Annotated in this window: 12 protein-coding genes and 1 tRNA gene; 4 read left to right on the top strand and 9 right to left on the bottom strand. The window is 37.1% G+C overall.

The genetic code is table 11. From position 1 onward, the window contains the following. Nucleotides 1-99 precede the first annotated feature (99 nt). The 5 genes from EDF66_RS21915 to EDF66_RS21895 all read right to left on the bottom strand — a co-directional run bounded on the left by EDF66_RS21915 (nucleotide 100) and on the right by EDF66_RS21895 (nucleotide 9176). The gene (locus tag EDF66_RS21915; RefSeq protein ID WP_132845070.1) at nucleotides 100-2580 is read right to left on the bottom strand and encodes a phosphocholine-specific phospholipase C; all 2481 of its coding nucleotides are present in this window, start codon (nucleotides 2578-2580) and stop codon (nucleotides 100-102) included. Between the two features lie 127 nt (nucleotides 2581-2707). Further along, nucleotides 2708-4237 (bottom strand): SusD/RagB family nutrient-binding outer membrane lipoprotein, encoded by a 1530-nt coding sequence (locus EDF66_RS21910; RefSeq protein WP_243656114.1) that lies wholly within the window; start codon nucleotides 4235-4237, stop codon nucleotides 2708-2710. Between the two features lie 20 nt (nucleotides 4238-4257). Next, nucleotides 4258-7605, bottom strand: a complete 3348-nt coding sequence (locus EDF66_RS21905) for a SusC/RagA family TonB-linked outer membrane protein (protein ID WP_132845066.1) — start codon at nucleotides 7603-7605, stop codon at nucleotides 4258-4260. Nucleotide 7606: 1 nt separating this feature from the next. Then, nucleotides 7607-8566 (bottom strand): FecR family protein, encoded by a 960-nt coding sequence (locus EDF66_RS21900; RefSeq protein ID WP_132845064.1) that lies wholly within the window; start codon nucleotides 8564-8566, stop codon nucleotides 7607-7609. A gap of 55 nt (nucleotides 8567-8621) precedes the next feature. Next, nucleotides 8622-9176 carry an RNA polymerase sigma-70 factor gene (locus EDF66_RS21895; RefSeq protein WP_243656113.1) on the bottom strand — a complete coding sequence of 185 codons (555 nt, stop codon included), beginning with the start codon at nucleotides 9174-9176 and terminating at the stop codon, nucleotides 8622-8624. A 325-nt stretch (nucleotides 9177-9501) separates the two neighbouring features. Here EDF66_RS21895 and EDF66_RS21890 point away from each other — a divergent pair, with 325 nt between their 5' ends. After that, complete coding sequence (locus EDF66_RS21890) at nucleotides 9502-10296, top strand: HAEPLYID family protein (RefSeq protein ID WP_021190410.1); 795 nt, start codon at nucleotides 9502-9504, stop codon at nucleotides 10294-10296. A gap of 74 nt (nucleotides 10297-10370) precedes the next feature. Here EDF66_RS21890 and EDF66_RS21885 read toward each other — a convergent pair whose 3' ends face one another. Next, complete coding sequence (locus EDF66_RS21885) at nucleotides 10371-11552, bottom strand: glycosyltransferase (protein ID WP_132845060.1); 1182 nt, start codon at nucleotides 11550-11552, stop codon at nucleotides 10371-10373. Nucleotides 11553-12058: 506 nt separating this feature from the next. Continuing rightward, nucleotides 12059-12131 (bottom strand) — tRNA-Ala (locus EDF66_RS21880). A 482-nt stretch (nucleotides 12132-12613) separates the two neighbouring features. Here EDF66_RS21880 and EDF66_RS21875 point away from each other — a divergent pair. Further along, nucleotides 12614-15724: a SusC/RagA family TonB-linked outer membrane protein gene (locus EDF66_RS21875; RefSeq protein WP_132845058.1), complete on the top strand. Its 3111-nt coding sequence runs from the start codon at nucleotides 12614-12616 to the stop codon at nucleotides 15722-15724. A 37-nt stretch (nucleotides 15725-15761) separates the two neighbouring features. Further along, a complete protein-coding gene (locus EDF66_RS21870) occupies nucleotides 15762-17243 on the top strand; it encodes a RagB/SusD family nutrient uptake outer membrane protein (RefSeq protein ID WP_132845056.1) in 1482 nt (493 codons plus the stop codon). A gap of 126 nt (nucleotides 17244-17369) precedes the next feature. On the opposite strand, the gene EDF66_RS21865 is transcribed toward EDF66_RS21870, so the two are convergent. Together EDF66_RS21865 and EDF66_RS21860 are read right to left on the bottom strand one after the other, a co-directional pair. Next, nucleotides 17370-18200: a hypothetical protein gene (locus EDF66_RS21865; RefSeq protein ID WP_132845054.1), complete on the bottom strand. Its 831-nt coding sequence runs from the start codon at nucleotides 18198-18200 to the stop codon at nucleotides 17370-17372. 246 nt (nucleotides 18201-18446) lie between these two features. After that, the gene (locus tag EDF66_RS21860) at nucleotides 18447-19211 is read right to left on the bottom strand and encodes an AraC family transcriptional regulator (protein WP_132845053.1); all 765 of its coding nucleotides are present in this window, start codon (nucleotides 19209-19211) and stop codon (nucleotides 18447-18449) included. 232 nt (nucleotides 19212-19443) lie between these two features. On the opposite strand from EDF66_RS21860, the gene EDF66_RS21855 reads away from it, so the two are divergent. Continuing rightward, nucleotides 19444-20439: an MFS transporter gene (locus EDF66_RS21855; RefSeq protein WP_207898735.1), complete on the top strand. Its 996-nt coding sequence runs from the start codon at nucleotides 19444-19446 to the stop codon at nucleotides 20437-20439. The last annotated feature ends 105 nt before the right edge of the window (nucleotides 20440-20544 follow it).

The following is a 20544-nucleotide window of genomic DNA, read 5'->3' as shown; positions in this document are numbered from 1 at the left end:
ACCTTTGATAAAATCACTTTTGAGAAAGGGCAAAGATAAATAATCCAATAATAGTCGTTCAGATTACAGGATCGACTATTATTGGATTATAGTAATGAACTAACTTAATTGCGGATCTGTTTTTGAATGTTTTCCAGTTTCCACACGGCCTGCAAAATGGCGTTCGAAAGCTGTATTGACTACATGTAAACTGAGATCATACCAGCCAGATTGTTGGTGTGTGTCAATTTTCCAAGTGATCGATCTTCCTGCAGGTAATGATACTTTTTTACGCCAGTTGCTATATGCATTATCTTTTGCTTCAATAAGTAAGGCTTCTTTTCCTTTATTTATTAAAGTGATCAATAGGTTACCTGTTGCCTGATTTGCTTTATCCAATTCATAAGAAGACTGTACCTGTAGCGTTTCATCTTTACCTTTAAATCCGCGCATAAATCCATTCGGCCCATAGGCTGTTAAAGTATAGGTATGGTCTTTAAAGTCCGATAAATTCCAGCTGAAATCTAGAGATTCTCCAGCAAGAACAGCAAAAGGCCAAAACTTCACGCCACCTTTATAAGTTGAGCCTGCGTATACATTGTATGGACTGCTTAGCGCCATTTTTCCAAAAATGGAATTCCCTGCTTCTAGTTTTAAATTAATTTTGTTCTCTTTTTTATCAATTTTTTCATGCACATGTAGTTCGTAAGCGAGTGCATTAGATGGTCGTTGTCCTTTTTCTTGCTTCGCTAATAACGAATTGTTTTTTTTATGAAGTTTCAATTGCGCAATATCTACTTCAGACCATTGATGATAGTTATTAGGCAGTGGTAATTTTTTAGCTTCATCAATAGCACGAATTTGCGCATTACGATCCAAGAAAGGAAGATTTTTAGCATTGCCTGAAACAGCAGTGCGAAAGACAGATGTCAGATCTCCAGTAATTGCTCTTCTCCATGAACTAATATTATCTTCATGGATATTTTTACCATATTTTTTATTTACGAATTGCTCAATAAATTGAATAGTAGACGTAATATCAAAAACTTCGGAATTGACCCACCCACCTTTAGACCAAGGGGAAGCTATAACTAAAGGAACACGGTACCCTAGTCCGACAGGTCCTTCGGTGGCATTTTCCTTATCAACACCTGCGTCCAATTCCTGTTGCAGACTGACATACTCTCCAGAAATATCCAATCCAGGCGATACTTTTCCAGAAGTAGGATCGGCAGGATTCGGGGCTACAAAAGGAGGAACGTGGTCAAAATAACCATCATTTTCATCATAATTTAAGATGAAAATTGTTTTACGCCAGACATCAGGATTTTCAGTTAATATGTTTAAAATTTCTGAAGTAAACCATGCACCATACATGGGGGCACTAGGATGATCTGAAAAATATTCTGGGGCGACCAACCAAGAGACAGTCGGTAGGTTTCCCGATTTTACATCTTGTCTAAATTGATGTAATACGTCACCTTTAGGAACCCGAATGTCTGTACCTTGTTCATTTACGGTAATGGCTTCGCGATAATTCGGGTCGTTTTCATTTGTTTGGAAGGCACGACGGAAAAGGGCTTGTTCTGATGGTGATAGCTTGTTGAAGGCTTCCGGTGTTAATGACTCAAGCTTTTTCTTAAAACTTAGTAGCTGTTCTTTCTTTTGCTTCAGTTTATTCTGTTCTTTTTGTACACTTGTTGCTTGACCGTCCTGAAGCAGCTTCTCTATATCAGCGATTTCAGCAGGAAGCTCTGCTACGCGTTTCTTTAGAAATGCTAAATGACTTTCCTTAAATTCTATATGATATTGTGAAAACCACTCCAGATTATTATCCGTGTAATTGCCCAATAACCCATCGTCTTGTAGGCCAGATTGTATGCTTATTTCATTTTGGTACACCTTCCAAGATACAGCCGCCGCTTCAAGTTTCTCTGGAAATGTTTTCCAGCTCGCCCAGCGGTTAAAATAAATATCCGAATTGCGTACTAATGGTTTTTCTCCTTTACCCGGTACACAGGTACCTGTCCAAAAAAAGTGTCGGTTTGTTGTCGTACCGGTTATTGAAGAACAGAAGTTTTGATCGCAGATTGTGAAAGCATCAGCAAATGCATAGTAAAATGGATTATCTTCCCGTGTATAATAACCCATTGTTAAAGGTATATCTCTAAAATCTTTATAGTCAGAGCGTTTTGCGTCGATCCAATTATCGTGTTTTCCCTGGTTGCGTGCAGCAGATTGATTCTCCCAGGAGTGTGGTAGATAGCTCGTCCAGGCCGCCTTAGATCTTTTAATATCCAACCGGAAAGGAGAGAACGTTTTTCCATCTTTTCCAGATTGTAACCATACTGGATTTCCATTCGGTAATTGTATTGCTCTAGGGTCTCCATAACCACGTACACCAGACAGCGTACCAAAACTATGGTCAAATGAACGATTTTCCTGCATAAGCATGACAATGTGCTCCGCATCTAAAAAACTAGATCCGGCAAGAGGCTCGATTGCCATCGCTTTCTGTATGGCGTCGGGCAATCCCCATTCTAAACCCATCGCTCCAGCTAAAAGGGAGGCTTTCTTTAAAAAATCTCTTCTATTGTCCATTTCGTGTTTTATTGTCTTAATTAGGTTTAAAAGTAAAAAGAATTTGTAAGTATGTTATGTAACGATTAGGTTTCAAAAAAAACTGTGGAAGATTTTTTTCTCCCACAGTTTCATCATTTGCTAACGTTTATTTCAAGATCCATATTAGGTTATTGATGTCATCAACACCATTAAATTGTCTTTTCAATGCTTCGTCCAGATTTGCACTGTTATTTTGAAACTCTACACTTGGGTAACGCCAGCGTACCGGAATTTTAGTAGGAGCGTCTGCATTTAAACTAGAGGCAGGATTGATTTTCCATTTTGGATAACCTGTACGTCTGTAATCGTAGTACGGCGTTATGCGTGCCTGTAAGAAACTGGCTAAATACTTTTGATTAATAATAGCCTCGATTTGTTTTTCTTGATTTGCAGGAAATGTTGCCGCATATTGCGCTGTTGCATTTGCTATGTAAGTGGCATCCATAGGCATATCGTGTGTATATTGACTTGTAGCCGGTGTATTGCTAGCAATGAAACTCATGGAGGCCTCAATTCCTTTTTTATACCAATCAACAGCCGATTCTTTAACCCAGCCTCGAGAGGCTGCTTCGGCAATTACGAAGCAGAGATGTGCATAACTATACTGTTGTGTTGGTTCTCCTGTTACCAGCTCTGTATAGCGATCATTGAGTTTTGAAAAATCTTTAGATTTTGCAATTCCGCTCAGATTTTCAAAAGGTAAAGAAGGATCAACTCCTGTATAGGCATCAAAGTTATTTGGCTGTAAACCCTTTTCAAGTTGGGCTGCTGCAGGATTTGCATAGAAAAATAATCTTCTATCTTTTAGTGCTTTCAATGGGCTGATGATTTCATCCGATACCATCGGATAAATGACAAAGTTATTTCCTACCTTATAAAAAGGATATACCTGACCACTTTTATCCGATCGAATCAATTGAAAGTTATCTGAGTTTGAAGTGAAAATAGGTTTTCCGGCCAATACACTTGCAAATCGTTCTTTAATTTTTAGATCAGTATCATCAGCTTTCTTACTTAACTGGATCAGTACGTTCAACTGGAAGCTGTTAATAAGTTTACGCCATTTAGCCACATCACCGGCATATAAAGGATCTCCTTCAAATTTTGTTCCGGCAGCAAATAATTGATCTGCTTGATCCAGTTCTTTCAGGATACCTAAAAATACATCTTTTTGACTATCGTATTTTGGAAAATACACTTTATCCGATTCACCTTGAAGAGCTTCGGTGTAAGGAATATCTCCAAGACTCATCGTCAGATCATAGAATTTGATGGCACGCGCAAAATGCATTAAGCCGTCATAAGAGCTTTTAAGCGCTTCACTGGATGCAAATTTACCCATAAAGTGAGCGTCATTTATGGATGTTAAGGTCATCTCCATTGTATCTAAGCCATTATATTGATAGCCTTCAACAAGTTCAGTCCAAACAATCTGTTTTGTTAAAAGATACGGTTGCATAAAACTTTTTTGACTGGACTGATTACTGATGTTCAGAATAATCCGCGTCGCCAGCATCGACGATTTTACTTTTTCAGGTGTTTCAGGATTGGTATTTATTTCGTCAAATTTAGAACAGCTTGAAAGACTAACAAGAGCTAAAGTAGCCATTGTTATCCATGTACTTTTTATTTTCATGATGGTATAATTGGTCTGCATTAAAAAGTCAGGTTAATATTAAATCCGATATAGCGTAAAGAAGGAGAGCTTAAATCTTCTGATCCTACATCCGGATCAGCATATTTATATTCTTTAGTCCACAGAAATAAATTTTGCCCTGTGATACCTATACTCGCTTTTTTAGCTTTCATTTTGTTTGTAAATGCTGTTGGTACAGCATAACTCAAAGAAAGTTCGCGCAATTTGATAAAAGTTTCATCCCAATAATTGCGACGGCCAGAATATGCAGATTTCCAGTATGATTCGTACGATACTACTTTGTCATTCGGTGCAAACACCCTTGTATCTTCCACAGCTTGACCATACTTATCATAGGTCACACCTCCCGATACGATTTTTACACCTGGAGCAATATATGTTTTATTGCCATTGACCACTTCTTCATAACGATATTCGTTATCCGAGTCGGGGTGAGCACCAGTTTGCCATAGACGGGCATTTGTGCCGGAATAGGACATCCCTTTAACGCGTCCATCGATGCTCAAAGATAGCTGGAAGTCTTTATACCGAAATTGGTTTGATAAACCCCAAAACCATTTTGGCGCTGTATAGCCAATCAGTTGACCAGCATATTTTCCAGATATAGGCATTCCCGAACTATTATGTACAATTTCTCCATTTGGCGACCTTTCCCAGTCTGAGGAGATAATGTAATCAGTTCTCAAACCTTCTTTGACATACATGGCATCAAGTGAATATTGTGGATCCAGCTTATGGAAGTAATTCATGTTTTGAGATAGGTTTCCAATAATATCCCATTGAAAATCGGTATTTTTTATCGGTGTTCCTCCTACGGTGATTTCATGCCCTTTCGTCATGATCTCTTCCTTCGTATTGATCAGACGATTTTGAAATCCAGTCATCTTAGAAATAAGAGCTTTATGCATTATATTATGCTCAAGACGGTAGTAACGGGTGTAATTACCAAAAACTCTATTTTTTAAAACGGCAAAATCGAAACCGAACTCATAAGAATCATTTTGTGTAGGTGATATGGCGTAATCCTTTATTGAATTCGGATAAGAAGCTGTCGGATAGCCATCCCATACGTTATTACTGATTGAAAATGCCTGTCTTACCTCATACGGTTTAGGTGTTTTTTTGGTAACTACCCATGCGCCTCTTACTTTAAATTGATCTAACCACGATAGTTTAAAATCTATGAGATCAGTTAGTGATGCGCTTGCGGAAAGTGAAGGGTAGAAATAGGAGCGGTTTTCTTCCGGTAAAGTCGATGACCAGTCATTACGGCCAGTAGCTTCTATAAAAAGAGCATTTCTCCAAGAAAGAGCTAATCGTCCATATAGCGCATTGGTCATCAATTCCGAACGACTCTGAACGGTACTGATCGGGTCAATGGAATTCCGTAAAGAATAATAACCTGGTATCGATAGGCCATTAACGGTAGATGAATTACTCGTTTTATCTAATTTGTAATAAACCGATCCACCCGCCATTCCGTCAAATCCAAAGTCACCCCAAGTTTTCTTTGCGGTAAAGAGGATATCTGAATTAGAACTGAATCCATTATACTGTGCATTCTGGAATTTTCCTTTATTATGAAATCCACCAAAACCTTCAAATCCTCCACGGGTACCGTAAATACCCATCGGGTTTTGTTGTGTTCTTTCTTTACCATAATAATCATATCCCGAACGCACAATCACTTTACCCCAGTCATTAACTTTATAATTTAAGGTAACTGCTGCGTTAATTTTGTTGATCAGCTCCGGTGTTGTTTTTTCATAAGCAGTCAAATAAGGATTGTCATACCAGCCTTTGTACATCCAATTTTGGGATTGGTCTTTTACCAGCCAATAATCTTGATAATCTCGTAAATCATATTCTGCTCCGGTCCAAACTAAGATATTATAGATGTAACCTTGATTATTGTAACCCGATCCAAAATTGCTGCTGGACGAATTGCGGTTGTAGCCAAGATTTGTTTCTAGATCGACTTTATTGCTTAATTTGGTTGTTCCCGTTACCGAAATATTGGTTAAGTTCAACTGTTGATTTGGGTATTGCCCTTTGTTGTATATGTGACTTATGGATGTACGGACACTTCCGTTTTCACCCTGATTTGTAAAGCTCAGTGAGTTATTCGAAATAAAGGACGGAACTAGAAAGTTTCTGAAATTATCTTTCCCACGAGAGGTGAGAGGCTGATCCTCCATTTGTTTGGTCATCGGATTCCATTGTGAATAGATTTTGCCAATATCCATTTTATCTCCCCAGACATAATCGTTATTGTTGAATTTTCCTCCCTCTCCAGACGAGTAGGAATGTTGCACCTCGGGTAGTTTAAGAAAACCAGAGAAGAACATGTTATTGCTATTGACGTTTATTTCAGCCCCTTTTTCTTTCAGTCCCTTTTTAGTCGTGATCATGATCGCTCCTCCAGAACCCCTTTCTCCATAAAGAGCGGCTGCTGCAGCACCTTTAAGAACATTCATATCAGCGATATTATCTGTCGGGATATCGCGCAAGGTCATATTTTCATAAAGTACACCATCGATAACAAGAATCGGATTTAAACCGCGTACTTGAATAGCAGGAGTAGTATTAAATTCAGTACTGTTTAATACACGGACACCTGAAATTCTACCGGTTAATGTCGTTCCGATATCAACCCCTTTTACCTTTGATAATTCTTCCCCACCAATATTTTGGGTTGCATAACCCAATGATTTTTTATCCCTTTTGATTCCGAGTGCTGTAACTACCACTTCCTGTAATTCTGAAGACGTTTTTTGCAATCTGATCAATGAAATCTGTGATAATGGTATTTCTACAGTACCGTATCCAATATAAGAAATCTGAACAACAGCATTAGGATCCGTTACTTTTAAACTAAAAGCACCTGTATTATCGGTACTAGTTGCATGTGTTGTTCCTAAAATGCGGATCGTTACTCCGGTTAGTGGTAAACCAGTTTCCTGGTCGATGACTTTACCTTTTGTGTCACTTTGCTGTGTACTAGCTGTGATTAGATTGTTTTGTACACCTTTCAAAGCACCATTCTTGGTGATCACATACATCTTGTCGTCAATTTTGTTGACCGATAACTCCCCGTTAGAAATCGTCTGGATGAAAGTCGCGATGTTGCTTTTGTTTACTTTGCTTAAATCTGAATTTTCGCGCACCTGTTGATTGGAAATAGAAGCATCATAGCCAAATTTGATGTTGAGTTTCTTTTCCACTCTGGTGATCACAGACCCAATCCCTTCCTCTTGCATCGCGTGGGACGCCATAACCTGTAAGGCAAGTGCTTGAAGAAGGATCCCTGTTCCCATAATTTTAAAATAGTAATTGGTTTTTTTCATATTACTGATGTTTATAAATAATTGTCGTATTAAAAGCTCGATTTAAGATCTCAAGTGATTTATCCAGGTCATTGGAAGGTAGGTAGCCCGTGAAAATTTCAGCTTCAAATTTCTCATTGAGTCGTAGACGCTGCTCAGGATAAAGACTGTTTAAATCCGAAAATATTTTCTGTATAGGCTCCCGGTCAAAGGCAAGTAGATTATTTATCCAGTTGGAAGATTCAACAGTGTCAGTAGGAGAGACCTCAAAAGATTGTTTTGTTTTATCAAACGCAGCTTTTTGACCCGGTAGAATAATTACTTGTTTTAGACCATTTTTTACCTGTACTTTTCCATGGTTTAGAACTAGTAGATTTTTGTGAGGGGTGTTGATCAGGTTGAAAGCTGTTCCGAGTACTCTCACATCAAAAGCACCCGAATTTTCTACGACAAATGCTTTTTTAGGATTTTTTGAAATTTCAAAGAAAGCTTCTCCGATCAATTGTACACGTCTTATCGTATCTTTCGTAAAATCAGACAGCACGAGCAATTTAGCTCCTTGCTTTAAGGAGATTGTACTTCCATCATTTAATTTGATTTGCTTAACAAATTTGGTGGTGTTTTCGAAGTTAGATTCACGTTTTTTATGGTTCGGACTAATTATTCCAGTATTATTCAAGTAGAATAGGATAGAAAACCCAGTTATTATGAGTGCAGCCGCAGCCCTTAGAAAATCTTTTCTCTTCCAGATAGGTTTTACAGTAGGATATAATTTTTTACCTGTTATTGACGCAAAAATTTCATCCGATTTATGATCGTTTAAAACAATATTTCTGTTCTCGCTGTTTAAAACCTCTTCAAAGTTTGGGAGATCTTGTTCATCACAGTCCTGCAAAATCGTCAAGATTAATGCACGATCTCTATCCGAGGTCTCGGGAGATAGAAATTTTTTATATAAAAGGGTTAGTTCTTCTTTACGCATCTTTTCGTATTGTTATAGTATATACGGGTGGTAAAGACGAAAAGACGACGGGAACTTAAAATATTCTTAAAAAAATTAAAAGCGCAATAGAATCCTTCATATGGGCTATGAGGTATTGTCTCACAGATTTATTTGCTTTGACCAATTGATCGCGGACGGTATTGACTGAAATACCCAATTGATCGGCGATTTCCTGATTATTTAAAAAAGCTTCTTTGCTCAATAGAAAAACCTCTAATCGTGCTTTGGGAAGTTTACCGATTGCTTGTTTGTATAGGTTTTCTAAGTCTTTATAAGCAATTGACTCTTCGTTTGAATTGTCTATTTCATTGTTTTTGTTCGCATCTGTTGTGCTGTAGTCCAAGCGCACTTTGACTTTACGAAGTTCATCAAAAACAAGATTTCGGGAAGCAGTGTATAGATAAGCGCGCATATTACCCTCTTCATCCAGCGTATCCCATTTATTCCATAATTTTGAAAAAACCTCCTGTACAAGATCTGCAGCCATTTCTTCATCTTTAAAATGCAAAAAGGCATACTTGAAAACTTTGTCTTTATAGGTTAAATAGAATTGTTTAAAATCTAAGGTTTTATTCTTAATGGCTAACATCCCCATATTCTCTCACTCTAATATTACTGCAAGTTTAGTCACAATTTTAGAAAAGAAAAAATCATCATCGTCCTAATGTGTTTTTAAGAACCATTTTTAAACTGCCGAATAAGAGCTACTTAGTGCTCATATGACGTCAGTATTAAGGTGGTGTTAAATTAAGATCATGTTTTAACCTATGAAAAAGCTTACTATCACTTCGACATTATAATTTATGAAGAGCAATCTTGATATAAGTGAAAAATTTCAGATAAGGACAACATAAAATTAGAATTCCTAATTTTTTCCTAAATGTGCCTATAAGTTTGTTTCAAACATTAATATCATGAAATTTATATATACACTTTTATTTTTCCTATTCGTTTCCAATTTTTTATTTGCACAAGAAACCACAATACCTAAGCCAGCAAAAGTAAAACATGCAGAACCACTCTATCTAGACCTCATGCGGGATCTTGGCGCTAGAAAAGGCGAAGCAGAATTTAATGTAGGATATGGTACTGGACGTTTCAAAAATAAAGTTGAGCATAATGCTTTTATCGAATACGAGTGGGCTGTTGCCAATCGTCTGGGACTGGAAGTTGAAGTGCCTGTACTATTTGCAAAAGATAATGTAGGACAAAGAACCAATCATATAGAAGGTTTAAAATTAGGAACACAATATACGTTTCTGGTAGATGAGAAACACCAGACTTCTTTGGCTATCGGGTATGTGCATGAAATGGAATTTGGCCGATCAAATCCAACTGTAAGAAATACACCTCTTTTTGATGGTTTTGTATCGTCCCCCTTCTTTATAGCAGCTAAGAATTTTAATCAGATCAGTACATTGATTTATACAGGACCTGAATTCGAATATCACTTTAAAAAGAAAGGAATGGAAACCAATTTTGTATTAAACGCAAACGTGCATTACATGGTTCCCAATTCAAGTCATTACATCGGTATTGAAAATGATATGCGTATCGAGCATGGTCATTTAGAATATATCATGAGACCTCAAATGAAGTTAGCGTTATCCCCTAATTTTGCAGTAGGTCTAGTGTGTGGTGTTCCGATAAAATCAAAAGAGTTTCAAATGGATTTTATGACCAGATTAATTTGGGAACCAAAGTTCTAAGGCCTACGAGCTTTGTTTTAGTTTCTTGACATATTAAAAAAGCCTCAGCGTTCAAATACTGAGGCTTCGGTTTCTTATGCTTCCCTTCTCATATCAAAAGATATGTAATTTTCAAAATACTCAAGTGACCTTATGGGGGTTGTGCGGTTACTCAACAGTTCAATATAATTATTTGCCATCAATCTCCATGTTGATAGTTCTCCAAAACTTTGCGCTTTGAACCGATACCAAGCCAATAATCTTGGGGAATGATACAAAAGGCTGATGTTTTCGCGCATCGCTTCTATATCATCGAAAGGTGTGAGTATGCCTCGGTCATCGATCAATAAATCCTTAGCGTGCCAATAAGGAGTAGCAATAACAGCTGTTCCAGCTCCAACTGCGAACGATAGAGTTCCACTACTTGATTGTTCCTTATGTTGATAGGGAGATATGTAAATATCGCATGCTGTAAGATATTCTTTGAGTTGCTCATCCGATAAAAACTCATCTACAAATACGACTTTATCCTGTAATTCTAATTGTTCCACCAGATTTTGTAATTCATAACGATAGGATTCACCTTCACTTGCCAATACATGCGGATGTGTCTTTCCGACAATAAAGTATTTGAAATCTGGTAAATCGAGACCTACCAAAGACTTGATAGCGTATTCCAAATTTTTACTCCGTCTGATTAAGCCGAAAGTCAGCATCATAAAATGTTGCTGTAAGCCTAATTTTTGCTTTGCTAATCCTTGGTTATAATCAAACTGAGGAACTCCATGTGGAATCATTTTAATCTTCTGATGATCAAGATCTGGGAAAATCTCTTTCAAAATTGAGCATCCTTTGGGCGAAAGAGAAATGACCTGCTTTGATTTTTTCAGGAGTGATTCCATAATTTCTTTTTTCCTTAAGGTTGGATCCTGTATTATTGTGTGAAAAACCGTTATTAATGGTATGTTTAAGTTATTGATCAGGTTATTGATGAAAATGCCATCAGCACCACCAAAAATCCCAAATTCATGTTGTAATATACAATAATCATATTCCTCATTAATGATACATGAAGCTTGCATATAACTGTCTAATCCATCCTTGTCGATGACAAATCGTATTGAGTTATCAAATTGTTCTTTACCTAATTTACATACAGCAATTAGATCGACTGTTACATCTGGATCGAGCTCCATTCCCTGTTTCAGATCTTTAGTGAAGGTTGCAAGTCCACATTTCTGCGGAGGGCAGGTGCTAATAATGACAATTTTCTTCATATTATTGCTACTTGCTTATGTTATTATCTGCCTGCTCAACAGGTATATCCAAAATCGCCATCAATAATAAATAATATCCTCTGTCTAAACCTATTTCTTTTGCTTTTTGATCGATATGCTCCATAATATATAGTATGATTAAATGCTATTTCCTTTTTATACAAGCTGTAAATCAAAAGCTGTACCCAAAACCTATTTTTATGTACATAACCGTAGTTTTTAAGTCAGTTAAAGTAGATTATTACTTATCTACAGTACTAAGCGTAGAGCGTGCGTATTTGTACGGATACATAACAATATTCTTATTTTTAGCGTTGGCTGATACGAATTGGTTTGCTTTTGTTCTGAGGTAAAAAGCGAGATTACCATGCAAGAAATAGATAATTAAATATAATTTGCTTACAGGTGGTCGATAATTTAGTAAGAATGAATGTGGTCATTCATTAAATTTATTTATAAAAAATAAAAAGGCTTATACATAAAAATATGTATAAGCCTTTTTAATGTGGAGCATATCGGAATCGAACCGATCACCTCTTCACTGCCAGCGAAGCGCTCTACCAAATGAGCTAATACCCCAGTATGTCGTAAGACAGGAGCAAGATAGTACTTTAATATGAAATTCAAAACATCGGCGTTCTAATTTTTTCATTAAGCTCTGTACTTTTTATTAGAATAGCTAGAGACTATTTTAGTTTATGCAGATTTAAAACTGTTTATTTTACATAAGTTAATTTATTGTATTTGATCGTAATAATCTGTTTTCTTTATTTTTTAACCATAAATTTTTGATAAGTGAGATTTCACAAAACGGCAATTTTGAATCATTTTGTTCTTGTTAAATTTTGTTAAAAAATAATTCCTTGAAAATGAGTGTTTTGCTGATTGTTTTTATGCTTTAATAGAAAAGACTACTAAATCTATATATAAAAATATTACTTTTGCCACATAATAAAGACTACTAGTTTAGTAGATTATTGTTTTTCAATAAATATGAATAAGAATAGTGTCTATGTTATATGCTTTTATAAGTGCAGTATTAAAATTCTAAACAGTATTACATGCAGTTAACAAACAAAATTTTTCCATTAGTAGCCACGGTATTAACCGTAGCAAGTGTAAGCCAGCTCCAGGCACAGCAACGCAATGTACAAGGTAAAGTTACAGATGCCACAACAGGAAAAGCACTAGCTGGAGTCAATGTTGTATTCACTGGACAGACTAGGGGAACAACAACCAATTTAAATGGCGAATTTACACTTCCTGTACAACAGGTTACCGACGCCACTATTGAGTTTTCCTACATTGGTTATGAGACGCAAAGGGTAAAAGCCGATGGTTCTAACTTAACAATCGCTTTGCACGTCACCAGTCAAAACCTTGATGAGGTTGTTGTAGTAGCTTATGGTACTTCTAAGCGTGCAAATATTACCGGTTCAGTCAGCACGATCAATGCAAAAGCAATCGAAAATAGACAGGTATCCAGTATTTCGAAAGCCTTGGAAGGTCAAGTACCCGGCTTACAGTCGGTCGCATCTTCTGGTCAGCCCGGTACCGATGCGGCGATCAGAATCCGTGGTATCGGTTCTATCAACGCCTCCAGTTCACCGTTATTTGTCGTGGACGGAAATCCATTTTCTGGAGATATCAACTCGATCAATCCCAATGATATTCAATCCGTTTCTGTTTTGAAAGATGCTGCTTCAAGTGCCTTATATGGATCTAGAGGTGCTAATGGTGTCATTATCATTACGACAAAAAGTGGCAAGTCTTCTGAAAATACGACGATCAATCTTAATTTTACCCAAGGTTATTCTGGAAGAGCGGTTCGTGACTACGATCAGGTATCTACGGATGATTATTTCCAAATGTACTGGGAGGCGCTCCGCAATAAAAATCTGTCAAATGGCTTGACTGCAACACAAGCAGCAACTAATGCTTCAAACAGTGTGATAAGTGATTTAATTAAAAACCCATACGGTTCATCATTTCCACAGCCGGTAGGTTTGGATGGAAAATTGGTGCCGGGTGCTAAAGTATTATGGAATGACCCATGGACAGATGTTTTGCAACGTACCGGTGTCCGTACACAAGGAGATCTGAGTTTCAGTGGCGGTGGTGCGAAAAACACCTATTTTATGTCGGGAAGTTATCTGGATGATCAGGGTATTGCAATTGAATCAGGTTTCAAGCGGTATAATGTAAGGGCTAATATCGATGGAAAGATGAAGTCTTGGTTAAATGCAGGTATTAATATATCAGGTAGCAGTACACAGCAGAAATATCCACAATCCGAAGATAGCAATACCGCAAATATTATCAATTTTGCCCGCTTAGTACCTTCTTTTTATCCTTACTACGAGCGTGCAGCAGACGGTTCTTATGTCTTGGATGAAAAAGGGAATAAAATATATGATTTTGGACTTTACCGTCCGAGTGGCGCTACTCCAAAGAACAATCTGGCTGCTTCACTGCCTTTAGATAAAAATGATATCCGTAGGGAAAATGTTTCAACCAGAGCGTATCTTGAAGCTGTTTTTTCAAAAGACCTGAAATTCCGATCTACCTATAGTCTAGACTATATCAATAGCAATACCCATAATTATACCAATCCTACGGTTGGTTTTGGTGTCGATACAAAAGGATCTGTGTCCAAATCTAATGTACGAACTGTAGGACAAACTTGGAACAATATTTTGACGTTTGATAAGCAGTTTGATCTTCATCATCTGAATGTATTGGCCGGCCAGGAATATCATGACTTCAACAGTTCAAATATCAGCGGTAGCCGACAAGGGTTTGTACTTCCAGGATTTTATGAACCGGTCGCAGCATCACAATTGAATAATTTTACAGGATCTAGTGTCGATTATCGCCTCTTGAGCTTTCTAGGCCGTGCAGAGTATAATTATGATAACCGTTACTATTTCTCAACTTCTTTACGTACCGATGGATCATCCCGATTTGCCCCAGAAACCCGTTGGGGAACATTCTGGTCAGTGGGTGGATCTTGGAAAATTGCGCAGGAAGATTTCCTGAAAGATGTTTCTGCTCTTAACCAATTGACTTTAAGAGCAAGTTACGGCGGACAAGGTAATGATAATCTGGGAACTTATTATGCGCATCAGGGTCTTTATACAATTTCTAATAGTTTAGGTGAAGGCGGAACCATTACAAGCCGATTGCCCACACCAGATCTGAAATGGGAAACTAACTTGAACTTAAATGTTGGTTTAGATATCGCCGCTTTTAAAAATAGAGTTTCTTTAAGTGTTGAATATTTTAATCGCCAAAGTAAAGATCTGTTATTTACAATGCCGATGCCTTATTCTACTGGTTATTCAGGCTATGATGCTAATATCGGATCGCTTCGAAATAGAGGATTTGATATCGATTTACATACAATCCCAGTACTGACTGAAAATTTCAGATGGAATCTGGATGTAAACCTTTCTCATTATACCAATAAAATCACCTCTCTGCCTAATAATAATAAAGATATCATTACAGGCACACGTGCATTACGTGTTGGCGGTAGTATTTATAATTTCTTTATGCCGGAATGGGCTGGTGTAAATCCTGAAAATGGATTACCTCAATGGTATGTGGCCGATCAGGACGGAAATAAAACAGATAAGAAGACATCTTTGTACGGTGAAGCAGGATTTTTTGATGTTGGAACTTCATTGCCCGATTTAATAGGTGGTGTACACAATAGCTTTAGTTATAAGAATTTTGATTTATCAGCTTTGGTCAGCTTCAGCTTAGGGGGACAAGTATTGGATAATGATTATACCCAGTTGATGCATACCGGTAATAATGCAGGAAGGGCCTGGAGCACCGAAATGTTAAATCATTGGACACCTGAAAATAAAGTTACCGACGTGCCCAAGTTAACAACGGATAATTTAAGCTGGACTTCAACTTCCACACGCTTTTTATATGATGCAACCTATGCCCGTTTAAAGAATGTAAGTTTAGGCTACAGTTTTCCTGAAGAGTTAATCAAACGAATCGGACTGGGGAAAGTACGTCTATTTGCAACGGCAGAAAATTTGCTGACTTTTTATGGACATCAGGGGATGGATCCGGAACAGACATTAAATGGTGCTACATATTTCCGTTATCCGGCTATGCGCACTATTTCAGGAGGTTTACAGCTTGTTTTTTAATGCTCAGAAAATCATAAAAGAATTAAATAGTATGAATATGAAATTAAAATTTACCTATATACTTTTGGCAGTTTCCTTATTGGGAACATCTTGTAAAGATGTTCTGGACACGAATCCGACAAATGCCGTCGCTGAGTCCGAGATTTATAAAACGACTGCGAATGTGGAAACGGTTATTAACGGAACTTGGAAATACCTCAATGATACTTATTTCACTTTTGCTAATCCGGGTTATACGGCTATTTTGCGGACTAGTGATGCGATGGGTAGTGATGTTGCTTTGACGACAAAATACGGATATCGCGATGCTTATACATTTTCAGAACTTAATAATAACCGTTCTTATCGTGCTACTTCTTTCTGGACTTTACTGTATAAGGTTATTGATAATGCCAATAATGTCGTTGCCAAGGTCGATGGGGCTGAAGGTAGGACAGAAGATAAGAATAGGTTAAAGGGGCAGGCGAAAGCACTCCGCGCGTTTGCTTATCTAAATCTAGCCTCTTTTTATCAGTTTAGCTATCAGAAAGATAAAAATGCGCTGACTGTTCCGATTTATACTGAGCCTAGTACAGTAGAGACTAAAGGAAACCCTCGGGTAACCTTAGAAAAACTTTATGATCAGATTTTAATTGATCTAAAAGATAGTTATCCACTTTTGACAGGCTATGCTGGAAAAAAGTATAAAATTAACCAGGATGTAGTTCAGGGGTTATTGGCTCGTACCTATCTGCAAATCGGTGAGTGGAAATTAGCAGCCGAGGCCGCAGAAAAATTAGGAAATAAATATGTTCTGATGGACTCAGCAACTTATCAAGAAGGGTTCAATGATCTTAAAAATCCAGAATGGATATGGGGGCATGAACAAACGACTGAACAAAATACTGCAAGTTATACTTTTCATTATTTAGATGTTTCTTCTGCTGCATCTTATTATTTTAGCTTTATGGCAGATCCTTACTTTAAAAATTTATTTGATGAAAATGATGTTCGCTACAGTTTATTCGAGTGGGATCCATTGACCGGTCGTGAAGGTCTTTTAAGGTATAAAAAGTTTAAATTTAAGCCGAATGTGATTGGAGATATTGTGTATATGCGTTCTTCGGAGATGATATTGATCGAGGCTGAAGGTTATGCGCGAGCAGGACTGCAGGCGGAATCTATTGCCGCATTGAATAAATTGCGTACTGCCCGTAAAGCAAAACTTTATGATGTGAGCCAAGGGAAAAACTTAATTGAAGAGATCTTAATCGAGCGTCGTAAAGAACTTTGGGGTGAAGGCTTCGCTTTGTCAGATATTATCAGAACGCAGGGAAAAGTACAGCGTAAATTGTATATTGATGAAACAGGTAAACCAATCCAGGTACCGATTAAAACAGCAAATGGCGGTACCAAACTCGTGAACGGACAGGGGCACCGTGTAGTGAAATTTCCGGATGGATCAAATTTTGTTGCTAATAGCCCTTACTATTTGTTCGCAGTTCCAAACGAAGAAATTGTTAGAAATCCTAATTTATAATAGCAATTGCTTTTTCATAAAAACAGGCCTCTTACAATAGTAAGGGCCTGTTTTTTTATTACTTATTTCACGCTCATTTTTAATCTTTCTTATTACATTCTATTATATACTTTCAGTCAACTATAATTATTTTAGAGGTACCCGTTTGGCTAATGTTTTTAATGCTCCTTTGTAAGAGTCAACACCGCCAAGAAAAGGTTTTCTTGTGTCCGAAAACAGTTGCCTTCCAGTCGCATCATAAATAGTCATTAAAACTTTCGTGTCATAATTTGTACTGGTGTAGCTGTTGTTTGATTGGACAACAGTACCCTTGGTTTTATTATCTTTCTTCTTATCATCGTAAGACGCTACTCCAGAACCATAGCTGAATGTTCCTTTATTTTCAATATCATAAACCCCTAATATAACATAATCTACGCCTAATAGCTTAGCTAATTCCTCCGGTGTATGATTGGCAATATCAGCCAGGTTAATATTATTTTTAGCTAAAGTAGCATTTGTCGTCCTTGCATCTTGGAACTGAATAGAAAGTGATCGTGATCTCAAAGCGTCGACACAGGCCTGCTGCACTTCTCGTCTCATCACATCGGTGGTAAGACCTTGGTCATTACTGGCAATTTCAAATGGAATAACAGCAAGTCTGTTCCCACCCTGTATAGCGTTAGATTGTAATGCTGTTGCATTTAATGTACTGCTGGCATTACCAGCTGACCTAAAGGATTCTTCTCTTCCATTGGCAAATACAATTTTATCAATTAAAGATTTTTTAAGTTCATATTGTAGCTCCTCACCGGTATAAGAAAACTTGATGATTTCATCCCCAATCGTGATGACTTTTCCTTTTTTCTGTCCACCGTCCATTAGATAGATGACATCTTCTTTTTGCTGCGCAAAAGCTGTGGACGTGCAGATCAGTAAAATGAAGAGATAAATTGTAAATTTTAAAATGTGTTTCATAGTTAAGTTAGATTAATTTTGCCTGCTTATAATTTGCTATCGTAAATATTGCCTTTTAAGCGAGCTTAAAAGATTAACAAATAGCCATTAGGAATGGTTTTTAATCGATCAAATTATCTGATTCAAAACAGAAATGCAATGGCTGGAAAAACAGCTTCAAAGAGTTAAAAGAAAATTGAAAGAGGTCATTACATTTTGACATGAATGGGTTGATCTACTAGGCCTTTTCGCTCTTTTAGATTTAAATTATAAATATTGATTTGGCGTTTTTCGCAGATATTTTTTAAAGAATTCTATAAATGCACTCGGGCTAGAAAAATCTAATTCATGAGCCGTCTCGTTCACATTTCTACCATTGGTTAATAATTCTATTGATTGATGCAGCCTCCATTGTTGCCTCCAGTCCTGATAAGACATGCCTGTTTCTTTCATAAAAATGCGTCCAATTGTTTTTTCAGTTATCCCGATTTCTAACGCAAATTTCTTCATTAGCGGAGGTTTTGACTTCCCTATATTCCATTGGTCTATATAGGGTTGAAATCTTGGATCCGATGGCTCTACTAAAGTTAAGTTTTCACGGGATGCGTTCTGAAATTCTTCAAAAAAAACAGCTGTTATATTTTTCTGATTGTTCCAGAGCATATCCCAAGGCCAATACGATATGCGTTCAATAACCTCTCGTAATAAAGGGCTGATATTCATAATTATTAGTTCATCGGGTAAATTTTTAAACTTACTGGGATCAAAATATATAGAACGATAAGCGACTGTATTTCTAATCGTAACGCTATGTAATACATTTGGTGGAATCCATGCCGCCATTGTGGGCGGTAATAAACTCTGTGTACTATCTGTTCGTATTGACATGCATCCGCTTGGAGCATATAATAGTTGGGCTTTTTGATGTTTGTGGCTTCCTGAATCATGAGCATTCAGTTCTGACGCAATACCAATTACAGCAGCATCTATTTTGTCGGGATCAAAGTAATCATCTTTAGCTATGTATGTCATTGTCTTGATATTGATATTTTTTGTCTTAATACCAATAACAAGATACGATAAATCATGTGTTATTTTGCAATATAATTAAAGTGAAAAATGAAAAACAAACCAAATTTGATGCTATTAATCATCTTGATTATGTTTCCGCAATTTGTCGAAACAATTTATAGCCCTGCATTACCCAATATTGCGCAAGCATTTCAGGTAAGCAATCAGCAGGCTTCATTAACCCTATCATTTTATTGCTTTTGCACTAGGTGTCATTTTTTGGGGCATTTTATCCGATATAATAGGGAGAAGAAGCGCTATGATCTTGGGACTGTTTACTTATGCAATAGGAGCTGTTATGGCACTATTAACCAGGGATTTCAATATGATATTAATCGCTCGGGTAGTCGCTGCTTTTGGAGCTTCCGTAGGTTCTATTATAACACAGACTATCCTTCGGGATGTATATCGAAAAGAAGACCTAGGTTCTGTATTTTCTATTATTGGAATTGCGCTCTCTTTAAGTCCTATTATCGGTTTTATAACAGGAGGTTATATGACTGAAAGCTTTGGATATCAGGGTGTATTTATGGTAGTTTTGTTAGTTGCGGTATTGTTGTTAATCAATGCTATTAAGTTTTTGCCTGAAACAAAAGCGCCTATTAAACAAGACCGTCCGAAAATTGGAGCAGTTTTGAGAGAATTATTAAGTGATCGGATGATCTGGTTAAGTGCCCTATTGGTAGCCTTATTCAATATCATGTTATTTAGTTACTATTCTCTAGCCCCATTTATATTTGAGCACTCCGGCTATAGTCCTACACACTTTGGATATAGCGGTATCGTACTTGCCATTGGTTCATTAGCTGGGGGGGTACTGAATAAAAAACTTATTCATTTAAATTTTTCTGCATATAGATTGATTTATATTTCATCGGCGATTTCTATAATCGGTGCAGTAGGCACCTTTATATTGCAGGGCAGTCTATGGTTTTTATTTCCCATGCTTTTCATACTGATTGCATTTAGTATTGCAATACCCAATATATTAAGTCAGGCACTTATTAAGTATAAGGATGTTGTTGGAACTGCGGGAGCCCTCTTTGGATTACTCTATTATACACTTATCGGTTTAGGTCTTACAGTATCAGGGTGGATTCAAGATTTTGGTTTAGTTCTTATAATTTCGTCTATATTAGCCATATTATTTGCTGGCGCATATAAAAAATCCGCCTCACGCACGCATTAGCACTATTGAAAAAATAGTTACTTTTGGCCCATATCAGATCTAGTCAAGTGAATAAATTATTATGAAGAAAATAGCTTTTTTACAGATACACATTTAGGTCAGTAA

It is taken from the genome of Sphingobacterium sp. JUb20, assembly GCF_004342035.1.
Lineage (GTDB): Bacteria > Bacteroidota > Bacteroidia > Sphingobacteriales > Sphingobacteriaceae > Sphingobacterium > Sphingobacterium anhuiense.
This window is presented reverse-complemented; position numbering and strand designations above follow the sequence as displayed.